General features: G+C 68.7%; 9 protein-coding genes. 8 read left to right on the forward strand and 1 reads right to left on the reverse strand.

Translation table 11 applies throughout. The features are described from left to right. Positions 1 to 397: 397 nt before the first annotated feature. The 3 genes from J5226_RS13970 to J5226_RS13980 all read left to right on the forward strand — a co-directional run bounded on the left by J5226_RS13970 (position 398) and on the right by J5226_RS13980 (position 5751). Positions 398 to 2926: a TonB-dependent receptor gene (locus J5226_RS13970; RefSeq protein WP_215835090.1), complete on the forward strand. Its 2529-nt coding sequence runs from the start codon at positions 398 to 400 to the stop codon at positions 2924 to 2926. A gap of 682 nt (positions 2927 to 3608) precedes the next feature. Continuing rightward, complete coding sequence (locus J5226_RS13975) at positions 3609 to 4607, forward strand: hypothetical protein (protein WP_215835091.1); 999 nt, start codon at positions 3609 to 3611, stop codon at positions 4605 to 4607. 619 nt (positions 4608 to 5226) lie between these two features. Further along, positions 5227 to 5751, forward strand: a complete 525-nt coding sequence (locus tag J5226_RS13980) for a CinA family protein (protein ID WP_215835092.1) — start codon at positions 5227 to 5229, stop codon at positions 5749 to 5751. 240 nt (positions 5752 to 5991) lie between these two features. On the opposite strand, the gene J5226_RS13985 is transcribed toward J5226_RS13980, so the two are convergent. Continuing rightward, on the reverse strand, positions 5992 to 6933 hold the full coding sequence (locus J5226_RS13985; protein ID WP_215835093.1) for a helix-turn-helix domain-containing GNAT family N-acetyltransferase: 942 nt from the start codon (positions 6931 to 6933) through the stop codon (positions 5992 to 5994). A gap of 119 nt (positions 6934 to 7052) precedes the next feature. Between J5226_RS13985 and lexA the strand changes: the two genes are divergently transcribed. From lexA to alaS, 5 genes are all read left to right on the forward strand, one after another. Further along, positions 7053 to 7715: a transcriptional repressor LexA gene (gene lexA, locus J5226_RS13990; RefSeq protein WP_215835094.1), complete on the forward strand. Its 663-nt coding sequence runs from the start codon at positions 7053 to 7055 to the stop codon at positions 7713 to 7715. After that, positions 7712 to 7951: a hypothetical protein gene (locus J5226_RS13995; protein WP_215835095.1), complete on the forward strand. Its 240-nt coding sequence runs from the start codon at positions 7712 to 7714 to the stop codon at positions 7949 to 7951. Before lexA ends, J5226_RS13995 begins: the two co-directional genes overlap by 4 nt. Positions 7952 to 7987: 36 nt before the next feature. Beyond that, positions 7988 to 9016, forward strand: coding sequence for a recombinase RecA (gene recA / locus J5226_RS14000; protein ID WP_215835096.1), 1029 nt, complete (start codon positions 7988 to 7990; stop codon positions 9014 to 9016). A 568-nt stretch (positions 9017 to 9584) separates the two neighbouring features. Next, the gene (gene recX, locus J5226_RS25435) at positions 9585 to 10085 is read left to right on the forward strand and encodes a recombination regulator RecX (protein ID WP_255323114.1); all 501 of its coding nucleotides are present in this window, start codon (positions 9585 to 9587) and stop codon (positions 10083 to 10085) included. Positions 10086 to 10250: 165 nt separating this feature from the next. Next, a complete protein-coding gene (gene alaS / locus J5226_RS14010; protein ID WP_215835097.1) occupies positions 10251 to 12884 on the forward strand; it encodes an alanine--tRNA ligase in 2634 nt (877 codons plus the stop codon). Positions 12885 to 13026 lie beyond the last annotated feature (142 nt).

Raw genomic sequence — 13026 nt, forward strand, 5'->3', positions numbered from 1 at the left:
GCGGTAAAGCCCTGGATTCCCGCCTTCGCGGGAATGACGACCGGTAAGCCTCGTCGCGCTTCCCTCATAAGTCGCCAGCAAGCGACCGCGCGCGATCTCGAGAGCATCCCCTCGAACACGAACTTTTCCGAACGTTCGTGCGCCAATCTCCGGCGCAATTGTTTGCCGACACAAAGGTGCTGCGACGCGGCATGACGCGTGCATCCAGCGTGCTAATTTCCAGCCCCATCGGGCATCCCGCGCAACCCGGCCGACTTCCCCCGCCGATCGCGTATACGTCGTGGATGCCCCGCGCACGGGGAGTGCGCGGAATCGCGCGGGTGCGCGCGCCAACGTCATCGTGAGACATCGAAGTCCAGCGTTTTCGCCGAAACGTCGCTAAAGAGGGGAATGCCTGATGATCGCTCGCCCGCTGGGCCGCAAGGCCCTGTCGTTCGCCGTCGCCCTGAGCCTGGCCGCGTCCGCCGCCGCGCAGGCGCAACCGTCCGCGCCTGCGCCGGCGCAGGAGGAAGAGGCCAAGACCCTGGCCGGTCTCACCGTCACCGCGCAAAAACGCGAGGAGGCGATGCAGGACGTGCCGATCTCGATCACCGCCTTGCCCGAGCAACTGCTGCGCGACACCGGCGTGCGCGACATCAAGGACGTGCAACTGCTGGTGCCCGGCCTGACCGTCACCAGCACCCAGAGCGAAGTGCAGACGGTGGCGCGCATCCGCGGCATCGGCACGGTCGGCGACAACGCCGGCCTGGAATCCTCGGTCGGCGTGGTCATCGACGGCGTCTACCGTCCGCGCAACGGCGTGGGCTTCGGCGATCTGGGCGAGATCGAGCGGATCGAAGTGCTCAAGGGGCCGCAAGGCACGGTGTTCGGCAAGAACACCTCGGCCGGCGTCATCAACGTCATCACCCGCCGCCCCGACTACGACACCACGGCCGAGGGCGAGCTGACCTTCGGCAACTACGGCGCGCTCGGCGCGGCCGGTTCGTTCAACACGCCGATCGGCGAGCACGCCGCGTTCCGCGTCTACGGCGCCAAGCGCAAGCGCGACGGCTTCGTCGACGTGGAAACCGGCCGCGGCCCGCGCGCCGAACGCGAGGACGGCGACCAGAACTTCCACACCTTGCGCGGCCAGTTGCTGTTCGAGCCGACCGAGAACCTCGACATCAACCTGATCGCCGACTTCACCAGCCGCGAGGAGAACTGCTGCGTCGGCCTGACCACGGTGCGCGGGCCGACCGCGGCGATCATCAACGCGCTCGCCGGCGGCACCGGCGTGGCGCCGGTCGCCGATCCGTTCGCGCGGCGCGCCTGGAGCAACCGGCCGACCACGCAGGACATCAAGGACAAGGGCGTTTCCGCCGAGATCAACTGGATCACCCCGTGGTTCGGCGGCGCCACCCTGACCTCGATCACCGCCGCGCGCGACTGGCAGGCGATCAACGGCCTGGACTTCGATTTCTCCACCGCCGACATGATCTACCGCAATCCGAACGAGGACGAGTCGTTCACCGGCTTCAAGCAGTTCAGCCAGGAATTCCGCCTGACCGGCGCGACCAACAAAGTCGATTGGATGGTCGGCTTGTTCTATTCCGACGAAGACCTCAAGCGCCACGATTCCTACAGCCTGGGCGCGGCCTACGAGCCGTATCTGTCGACCGCGGTGCTGAGCCAGATCGCCGCGCGCTTCCCGGCCGGCGTGGTCAACACCGCGAATGCCGCGACCTTTCTCTCGCAAGCCACCGGCCGCCCGTTCGGCAGCAGCTTCGGCGGGCTCGGCGCGCTCGACCGCTATCAGCAGAACAGCAAGAGCGTCGCGCTGTTCACCAACAACACCTGGCACGCCACCGACAAACTCGATCTCACCTTGGGCCTGCGCTACACCAAGGAGAACAAGGAACTCGATTCGGTCTACAGCAATCCCAATGGCGGGTTAGGTTGCGGCGCGGGCTTGGCCAATCCGCAGCGGGTCGGGCAGGCGTTGGCCGCGCGCGGCGTGCCGCTGGCGGCGGTGAACGCGTTGGTGCCGCAGGTGATCGGTTTCATGTGCTTGCCCTGGGCCAACCGTTTGCACGACGGGCGGATCACCAACCAAGAGCGCGACGAGAAAGAATGGTCGGGCACGATCAAGGCCGCGTACCGCTGGAACGAGCACGTGATGGGCTACGCCTCGGCCGCGCGCGGCTACAAGGCTGGCGGCTTCAACCTCGACCGCGTGCAGTCCTCGAACGGTTTGTCCGCGGGCACGGCCGGCATCACGCCGGTCAACGACACTTCGTTCCCCGGCGAGTTCGTCGACAGCTTCGAGCTCGGCGCCAAGACCACCTGGGCCGGCGGCAACCTGCTGCTCAACGCGACCTTGTTCCATCAGACCTACAGCGATTTCCAGCTCAACAGCTTCCTCGGCACCAGCTTCGTGGTGCGCTCGATTCCCGAAGTGAAGTCCCAGGGCATCGACACCGAAGTGCTGTGGCAGACCGGCATCAAGGGGCTGATGCTGCAGGGCGGCTTGATGTACACCGACACCAAGTACGGCAAGGACCCGCTGCCCGACGCGGATCTGGCCAAGCTGCCCGGCGCGCGCGCCAGCTTCGCGCCGCTGTGGTCGGCCTCAGCCGCGGTGACCTACCAGTGGGACTTCGGCCCCGAGCTGATCGGCCGCTTCAACATCGGCGCCAAGTATTCCTCCGACTACAACACCGGCTCCGACCTCGACCCGGAAAAGGCGCAGGACGCCTACACCGTGGTCAACGCGCGCCTGGGCATCGGCGCCAAGAGCCGGCGCTGGATGGTCGAGGCCTGGGCGATGAACCTGTTCGACGAGGAATACAAGCAAGTCGGCTTCGACGCGCCGCTGCAGACCGGCTCGTGGAACGCCTTCCTCGGCGCGCCGCGCACCTACGGCGTGACCTTGCGGGTGATGTACTGAGGATCGCCGCGGGCGAGGGCGGTCGCGCGCGCTGCGCGCGGCCGCGCCGAAACCTGCGCGCGGGCCGTGTAGGAGCGACGCGGCCAGCGCGAATGCCGAGGCGATCGGTGCGGGCGGCGCACGGTCCGCACCGACCTCATCGTCGCGCCGAGAGCGGCCGCTGCGCGGTCGCGGCTCGCGCCGCTCCTACAGGACAGATCGCCACCCTCCGCAGCCCCCTGTAGGAGCGGCGCAAGCCGCGACGCGGCCACCGCGGACGCCGAGACAACCGGCGCAGTCGACGCACGATCCGCACCGACCTCGTCGTCGCGCCGCGAGCAGCCACGCCGATCGCGGCTCACGCCGCTCCTACCGCACAGATCGCCGCCTGTAGGAGCGGCGTAAGCCGCGACGCGGTACCCCAACCGCCGATACCCCCGCCGTCGCCGAACAACTCGTCGCCGGCACCCGCACCGCGCCTCCAACCCAGCGCAACCAATCGCACTGACATAAATCACTGGCGCCCCACGCAACCCAATCGCGCCGCGCCCTCAACGAAAACCCCGCAAAAATCCCGCGATTCCGCAATGACCAGCGGCACATGCCGAACCCCGCGCGCGCGCCTAGCGTGAGCCGCGAATCCGGCCAGGGAACGGCGCCGCCCGCGAACGCGCCGTTCGCTTCCGTCCCGGAGTGTCCCCGCATGAGCGTTTCCCCGCGTACGCGCGCCTGCCTGTTGAGCCTGATGTGGCTGTCGGCGCCCGCCGCGTTCGCCGCCACGCCGGACCCGACGCCGACGATCTTCTCCCCCGGCGTTATCTCCGGTCCCGCCCACGACGCCGCGCCGGCGTTTTCGCCCGACGGCGCCACCGTGTACTTCGGACGGCAAGCGCCCGAAGTCGCCGTCATCATGGAATCCCGTCGCAGCGCGCGCGGTTGGAGCGAACCGGCGATCGCGTCGTTCTCCGGCGAGTGGACCGACATGGAACCGGCGATGGCGCCCGACGGCTCCTATCTGATCTACGTCTCCAACCGCCCGGCGCATCCCGGCGAAAAACCGCGCGACGGCCACTACAACGGCAAGACCTGGCCCGGCAAAGGCAGCGCGCTGTGGCGCGTGCGCCGCACCGCGCACGGTTGGAGCGAACCCGAGCGCCTGCCCGAGCGGATCAACCGCGGCGATTCGGTCTACGCGCCCAGCGTCGCCGCCGACGGCACGCTGTACTTCATGCATCCCAACGCCAAGACCGGCTATTTCCAGTTGTTCAGCGCGCGCCTGCGCGACGGCGATTACGAAGAGCCGCAGCCGCTGCCGTTCAGCGGCGGCGAACAAAGCGACGTCGATCCGGCCGTGGCGCCCGACCAATCCTTCCTGATCTTCGGCTCGCGCCGCGCGCCCGCCACCGCCTCGATGGACCTGTTCGTCGCCTTCCGCGACGGCGAAGGCTGGAGCGCGCCGCAATGGCTCGGCGAGCGCATCAACAGCCCCGGCTCCGACGCCGAACCGCGCCTGAGCCCCGATCTGAGCACGCTCTACTTCAGCAGCGAACGCAGCGAACCGGTGACGTATCCGCGCACCCGCGAACAGACCCGCGCCGATCTGACCCGCATCCAAACCTGGGACAACGCGCTCTACAACATCTGGCAAGTTCCGCTGCAGCCGCTGCTGAGTGCGCATCGCCCGGCGACCGCGACGCATTGATTCGAGGCGCGTGTAGGAGCGGCGTAAGCCGCGACGCGGCCGCATCGACGGCCGAGGCAATCCATGCAGCCGACGCAACCCCACAAGCCGCTTTCGCCGCGACCTGCCACCCCGCAGTCGCGACTCGCGTCGCTCCTACAGGCAGATCGCCACCACCCGAAGCCCCTGTAGGAGCGACGCAAGTCGCGACGCGGCGGCATCGACGGCCGAGGCCATCCATGCAGCCGGCGCAACCGCACAAGCCGCTTTCGCCGCGGTTTGCTACCCCGCGGTCGCGGCTCACGCCGCTCCTACAGCCAGTTCGCAGTCCACCGAAGCCCGTGTAGGAGCGGCGTAAGCCGCGACGCGGCCGTACCGAATGCCGAGGTCACGCCCGCAACTGACGCAACCGCACAAGCCGCTTTCGCCGCGACCTGCCACCCCGCAGTCGCGACTCGCGTCGCTCCTACAGGCAGATCGCAACCACCCGAAGCCCCCTGTAGGAGCGACGCAAGTCGCGACACGGCACCCCCGACCGCCGAAGCGCCTCCCGCAACCGACGCAACCCCCTCCGTACCCAGCAAGCCCGACCGACCCACCCGGCAAAGCCCTCGCCGCCACGCCCGCTATAGTGGCGCCCATGAGCGCCCATACCCCCGCCATCGACCCCGCCGACACCACCGACGCCGCGCTGCAGACGCTGGCCGCCCGCATCGGCGAAACCGCCCGCCGCAACCACCACATGCTGGTCACCGCCGAAAGCTGCACCGGCGGCTGGATCGCCAAGACCCTGACCGACATCGCCGGCTCTTCGGCCTGGTTCGGCTGCGGTCTGGTCGCCTACAGCTACGAAGCCAAGCAAGCGCTGTTGAGCGTGCGCCCGCAGACCTTGGAACAGCACGGCGCGGTCAGCCGCGAGACCGTGATCGAAATGGTCTCCGGCGCGCTCGCCAACACCGGCGCGACCTTGGCCGTCGCGGTCACCGGCATCGCCGGCCCCGGCGGCGGCACCGAGGACAAGCCGGTCGGCACGGTGTGGGTCGCGTGGAAGCGCCGCGGCGGCTACCCGCGCGCCGAAGCCTTCCGTTTCGACGGCGACCGCGAAGCGGTGCGGCGGCAGACCGTCGCGGCGGCGCTGCAAGGGCTGGAAACGCTGGCGTCCTGATCCGTAGCGGGGCAGGGCGGCGATCCGTCCCGCCCCGATTCAACGCGCCCGCTTTCGCTGCCCGCCGACCGCAAGCGGCCGCGCGATCCCCTGTAGGAGCGGCGTGAGCCGCGACCGCGCAGCGACAAGACCGCGACGAACGCGCAACGCAGCGACGACAACGCCGGCGGCCGCCATCGCCTCGGCCGCCGATGCGGCCGCGTCGCGGCTTACGCCGCTCCTACCAGACGCGGCCGCGCCTCACTCCAGCGAAAGCTCCCAAATCTGCCCGACCAAATCGTGGCCGAAGCTGTGGTGCCGGTTCTCTTCCACCAGCACGAACCCGAAGCTCTCGTAGATCCGCCGCGCCGCCAGCAAAATATCGTTGGTCCACAAGCGCATCCGCGGATACCCCGCCTCGCGCGCGAACGCGATGCAGGTCTCGACCAAACGCCGCCCCACGCCGAGCCCGCGCGCACGCGGATCCACCAGCAAGCAGCGCAACTGCGCGACCCGCGCGTCGTCGGCGTTGGCGACCACGAACACGCAGCCGACCCGCTCGCCGTCGATCTCAGCGATCCAGCACCGCTCGCGCGCCGGATCGCGGCCGCCGGCGAACTGCGCGAACAGCTTCGCCACCAGCGCCTCGAACTCCTGATTCCAGCCGTATTCCTCGGTATACAGCCGCGCGTGGCGCTCGATCGCCCAGCCGATATCGCCGGTGCCGTGCTCGCGCACGCGCAGCCGCTGCGGCGCGGGCAGCACGTGCGGGGTCAGCGCGCGCTCGGCGTCGGCGATCGCGCGCAGCAGGCGGTCGCGGTCCAGCGGCGACAGCGCCGCCAGCAGGGTCGCGGTGGCCTCGTGCGAACTGCGGTCGAGCGCGGCGAAGGCGGCGCGGCCCGGCGCGGTCAGGCTCAGCGCGAAGCTGCGCGCGTCGTGTTCGGAGCGTTGTTTCTCGACCAAGCCGGTCTCGACGAAGCTCTGCACGATCCGGCTCAGATAACCCGGGTCCAACCCCAGCGTATCGCCGATCTCGCGCGCCGCCACCGGCTCGCGCTGGGCCAGCTCGAACAGCACCCGCGCCTGGGTGAGGGTGTAGGGGCTGTCGAGCAAGTCCTCGCGCAGTACGTCGATCCGGCGGGTGTAGAAGCGGTTGAAGGCGCGGACGGCATCGACTTGGGCCGGGGCGATCTCGGGCGTCATGAGCGGCGGCTCGCGAAAAAGGGCGAGCGGGCAGGGTGCGGCAGATATTTGACTTAGTCAATTAATTCGCGGACGAACGGCCTTGCCCGTCCCGGTTGTTAGTAGTAATACTACTAACCATGACTCTGACCGACACCCAGCAAGCCATCCTCGCGCTGATCGCGGAACGGATCGACGCCGAGGGTTTCCCGCCGTCGCAGACGGAGATCGCCCGCGCCTTCGGCTTCAAGGGCGTACGCGCCGCGCAGTACCACCTCGAGGCGCTCGAGGCGGCCGGCGCGATCGAGCGCCTGCCGGGGCGCGCGCGCGGCATCCGCGTGCTGCAGCCGCCGCCGCAGGCGCAGCGCGAGCTGGGGCTGGTCGCCGCGCCCGCGCAGGCCTTCGACGAGGACGCGCTGCGCCTGCCGGTGCTCGGCCGGGTCGCCGCCGGCGCGCCGATCGGCTCGGCCGCCGGGATCGAGCCGGACAACTACGTTCTGCTCGACCGCAACATGTTCTTCCCGTCGCCCGACTACCTGCTCAAGGTCAAGGGCGACTCGATGCGCGACGAGGGCATCTTCGACGGCGACCTGATCGGCGTACACCGCACCCGCGACGCGCGCTCGGGCCAGATCGTGGTCGCGCGCATCGACGACGAGATCACCGTCAAGCTGCTGAAGATCGGCAAGGACCGCATCCGCCTGCTGCCGCGCAATCCCGATTACGCGCCGATCGAAGTGCTGCCCGATCAGGACTTCGCCATCGAAGGCCTGTATTGCGGGCTGGTCCGGCCCAACCGTTGAGCGCCCTCGCCATGGCCAGCGCCCGCTTGTTCGACCGCTACGGCTCCGCGCGCGACTGCGCCGCGGTGGCGGCCGCCGACGCCGCGCTGCGCGGCCTGGACGAGACGATTTCCGCTGCGCTGGCGCGGGGAAATCCGACCCCCGCGCCGGCAACCGCCCGGCAGCGCACGGCCGCTTCGACGGATAATTTGGTTCCCGGCGCCACGATCTCAGCCTCTGCGATACGCGCCCTCTAACGTATCCCCACCACGACAGACTTAAGGAACACAGCGATGGACGAGAACAAGAAGCGCGCGCTTGCGGCCGCCCTGGGCCAGATCGAAAAGCAATTCGGCAAGGGCTCGGTGATGCGCATGGGCGACCGCCCGGTCGAAGCCGCCGAGGTCGTCGGCACCGGCTCGCTGATGCTCGACATCGCTCTGGGCATCGGCGGCCTGCCCAAGGGCCGCGTGGTCGAAATCTACGGCCCGGAATCCTCGGGCAAGACCACCCTGACCCTGCAGGCCATCGCCCAGTGCCAGAAGAACGGCGGCACCGCCGCCTTCATCGACGCCGAGCACGCGCTCGACCCGATCTACGCCGCCAAGCTCGGCGTCAACATCGACGACCTGCTGGTCTCCCAGCCCGACACCGGCGAACAGGCGCTGGAAATCGCCGACATGCTGGTGCGCTCGGCCGCGGTGGACATGGTCGTGGTCGACTCGGTCGCCGCGCTGACCCCCAAGGCCGAAATCGAAGGCGAAATGGGCGACCAGCTGCCGGGCCTGCAGGCCCGCCTGATGTCGCAGGCGCTGCGCAAGCTCACCGGCAACATCAAGCGCTCCAACGTGCTGGTGATCTTCATCAACCAGCTGCGCATGAAGATCGGCGTGATGATGCCGGGCCAGAGCCCGGAAACCACCACCGGCGGCAATGCGCTCAAGTTCTACGCCTCCGTGCGCCTGGACATCCGCCGCATCGGCGCGATCAAGAAGGGCGACGAGATCATCGGCAACCAGACCAAGATCAAGGTCGTCAAGAACAAGATGGCCCCGCCGTTCAAGCAGATCGTCACCGAAATCCTCTACGGCGAAGGCATCTCGCGCGAGGGCGAGCTGATCGACATGGGCGTGGAAGCCAAGCTGGTCGAGAAGTCGGGCGCCTGGTACAGCTGCGACGGCGAACGCATCGGCCAGGGCAAGGAAAACGCCCGCCAGTACCTCAAGGAAAACCCCGAAATGGCCCAGCGGCTGGAAGCGAATCTGCGCGAGAAGTTCGTGCCGGCCGAGGCTTCGCGCGAAGAGAGCAGCGACGAGGATTGATCCTCGCCGGGTCGCTTAGCGAATCGTCCTTGCAATGAGTTCCGATCGGGATGACGGACGGCGTCATGGTGGTGATGCCGGCGGCACGGCCGGGCAGGGTGGCGAGCCCTCGCCCGGCCGTGGAGCGGAGCGTCTGAACGAACTGCGCGCTCGGATGCGCGCGATCGAAAGCGGGAGCCGGTCCGCCGAGGCGGATCGGCCTTCCCGCGAGTCTTTGTTTTCCGATGCGGCGGATCGTCCGGGTACTGCATGGGGCGCGGGATCGGGCGAGAGTCCGCCGGATCCAACCGACAGCGAATCCGGGCAGGCGAGCCTGTTCGCGCCTCCCCAAGCGCACGGCCGCCACGGCGGCGAGCGTCGCGACCACTGCGGCGGCCATGGCGCTCGCAGCGCGCACGGTCGCGAACACAATCGCGACGATCGCGATCGCCACCGCGATGGCGGGCGCAATCCTTCGTCGGCCTCGACCGACGACGGCTCCCCACGCGAGGCCGATCCCGGCCTGTTCCCCGCGCAATCTCCGCCCGAATCCTCATTCGAACACCCGTTCGCCGACGGCGACGGCCACCTGTTCGACCAAAGTACTAGCGGCCCCTCGCGCCGCGAACGCCGCCGCGCGCCGCGCGAGCAAAGCCCGACCCAGCGCGCGCTCGGCCTGCTGGTCCGGCGCGAGCATTCGCGCAAGGAATTGACCCGCAAACTGACCTCGCGCGGCCTCGAGCGCGAGGCCGTGACCGAAGCCGTCGACCGCCTCGCCGAAGCCGGCTGGCAGGACGACGCCCGCTTCGCCGAGACCCTGGTCCGCAGCCGCGCCAACAACGGCTACGGCCCGATGCACATCCGCGCCGAATTGGGCACCCACGGGCTCGACGGCGAGGCCATCGCCGCGGCCATGGACGCCTTCGAAGGCGACTGGCTGGAGAACGCCCGCGACCTGCTCCGGCGCCGCTTCGGCGAGGACTACGGCGACGACCCGGCGCGGCGCCGAAAAGCCGCCGATCTGCTGATGCGGCGGGGCTTCGAGATGGAAACCATTCGCATCGCCAGCCGTTCGTACGCATCGGACTGAACGTTCAGGCACTTTTCCTGCCGAGCCTTGCGCACAAGAGCCTCCGGCCTGCTAGGCTACGCCGCTTTCGGGTCCCGGGTTGCCTGTTCCAGTCGATGCCCCCATCGTGGTGGCATGGGTTCGGTCGAGCGCTCCGCTCCCGACCAGGCGAATCTTCCCCCAGGCATGAAAACGACCACCGAAATCCGCAGCGATTTCCTCGAGTTCTTTCGGGGCAAAGGCCACACCATCGTGCCGTCGGCTCCGCTGGTGCCGGCCAACGACCCGACGTTGTTGTTCACCAACTCGGGCATGGTCCAGTTCAAGAACGTGTTCCTCGGCAGCGAGAAGCCGGGCTACGTGCGCGCGGCCGACGTGCAGCGCTGCCTGCGCGCCGGCGGCAAGCACAACGACCTCGACCAGGTCGGCTACACCGCGCGTCACCACACTTTCTTCGAGATGCTCGGCAACTGGTCGTTCGGCGACTACTTCAAGGCCGACGCCATCGCCTGGGCCTGGGAACTGCTGACCGGCGTGTGGAAGCTGCCGGCCGAGCGCCTGCTGGTCACGGTCTACCACACCGACGACGAAGCCTACGATCTGTGGAACAAGACGATGGGCATCCCGGCCGAGCGCATCGTGCGCATCGGCGACAACAAGGGCGCGCCGTTCGCTTCGGATAATTTCTGGCAGATGGCCGACACCGGCCCCTGCGGACCCTGCACCGAGATTTTCTACGATCACGGCGACCACATCGCCGGCGGCCCTCCGGGCTCGCCGGATGAAGACGGCGACCGCTTCATCGAGATCTGGAATCTGGTGTTCATGCAGTTCGACCGCCAGCCCGACGGCACCCTGGTGCCGCTGCCGGCGCCGTGCGTGGACACCGGCATGGGCCTGGAGCGTCTGGCGGCGGTGCTGCAGGGCGTGCACGGCAACTATGAGATCGACCTGTTCCGCCATCTGATCGCTGCCGCGGCGCAAGCCACCGGCACCGCCGATCTGGAGAACAAGTCGCTGCGCGTGATCGCCGACCACATCCGCGCCTGCTCGTTCCTGATCGTCGACGGCGTGCTGCCGTCCAACGACGGCCGCGGCTACGTGCTGCGCCGGATCATCCGCCGCGCCCTGCGCCACGGCTGGATGCTCGGCCAGAAGGGCCCGTTCTTCTCCAAGCTGGTGCCGGCGCTGGTCGAGGTGATGGGCGATGCCTATCCCGAACTGGCCGCCAAGGCCGAGTTCGTCGCCCAGGCGCTGCGCGCCGAAGAAGAACGTTTCGCCAATACGCTCGGCAACGGCATGCGTATCTTCAACGACATCGCGGTTCGCTCCGCAGATGGCGGCGTCATTTCCGGACGCGATGCGTTCACCTTGTACGACACATTCGGTTTCCCGGTCGATCTGACCGCGGATATCGCCCGCGAGCGCGGGTTGACCGTCGATATGGACGGTTTCGACAAGGCGATGGCGGAACAGCAGAGCAACGGCGGCGGCACCTTCATCAACAAGACCGGGATGCCGGCCGAAGTCGCCGCGCGTCTGGCGCCGACCGAATTCCTCGGCTACGACCGCCTCATGGAAGGCGGCCTGCAAGTCGTCGCGCTGCTGCGCGACGGCGTCGCGGTCGACGAGCTGCGCATCGGCGACGAAGGCGCGGTGATTCTCGACCGCACCCCGTTCTACGCCGAAAGCGGCGGCCAGGTCGGCGACACCGGCGAACTCGACGAAGCCGGCACGCGCTTCCGCGTCGACGACACGCTGAAGTTCGCCGGCCAGTTCCACGGCCACGTCGGCGTGCTGACCGCGGGCAGCCTCAAGGTCGGCGACCGCCTGCTCGGCGCGGTCGACGCCCAGCGCCGCGCCGCCACCGTGCTGAACCACTCGGCGACCCACTTGCTGCACGCGGCCCTGCGCCGCCTGCTCGGCGAGCACGTCACCCAGAAGGGTTCGCTGGTCGCGCCGGACCGCCTGCGTTTCGACTTCTCCCATTTCAACCCGCTGACCGACGCCGAACTCGCCGAGCTCGAGCGCCAGGTCAACGCGGACGTGCGCCACAACTACGAAGCCGAAGTCCGTCAGATGGGCATGCAGGAAGCCATCGACTTCGGCGCGATGGCGCTGTTCGGCGAAAAATACGGCGATCGCGTGCGCGTGCTGCGCATGGGCGAGGCCTCGACCGAGCTGTGCGGCGGCACCCACGTGTCGCGCACCGGCGACATCGGCTTGTTCAAGATCGTCGCCGAAGGCGGCGTGCAGGCCGGCGTGCGCCGCATCGAGGCGGTGACCGGGCAGGGCGCGCTGGACTACGTGGCCGAAGAGGAAGGCCGTCTGGAGCAGGCCGCGCGCTTGCTCGGCGGCAACCCGGCCGACGTGGCGGACAAGCTGCGCGCGCTGCTGGACCGGCAGAAGAAGCTCGAGCGCGAGCTCGAATCGATCAAGGCCAAGGCCGCCTCCGGCGCCGCCGCCGACCTCGCCGCGTCCGCGGCGCAGATCGGCGCGGTCAAGGTCGTGGCCACCCGGCTGGAAGGTTTCGACGCCAAGGCGTTGCGCGAGGCGGTCGACCGCCTCAAGCAGCAGCTTGGCGATGCGGTGATCGTGCTGGCGGGCGCCAGCGACGGTAAGGCGGCCTTGGTCGCCGGAGTGAACGGAAGCGCGGCTGGCAAGGTCAAGGCGGGGGAACTCCTCTCGCACGTGGCCAGTCAGATCAACGGTAAAGGCGGCGGCCGACCGGACATGGCGCAGGGCGGCGGCGATGACGGCCCGGCCCTGGTCCAAGCTCTTGCGGGCGTCGCGCAGTGGGTTGAGAGTAAGCTAGTCTGAATGGCGAACAGTGACTGCTATCGCTTGCGACCGGGTTTGACCGGTCGCTAAGATGGTTCACGTTTGTGTACAAATTGCAGCATTCTTCCGCGTGGAGAGAATGCCAACGCCGGTGCCTAGGGTGCCGGCTCGAGGAGGTTTT

Source organism: Lysobacter sp. K5869 (assembly GCF_018847975.1).
Taxonomy (GTDB): Bacteria; Pseudomonadota; Gammaproteobacteria; order Xanthomonadales; family Xanthomonadaceae; genus Lysobacter.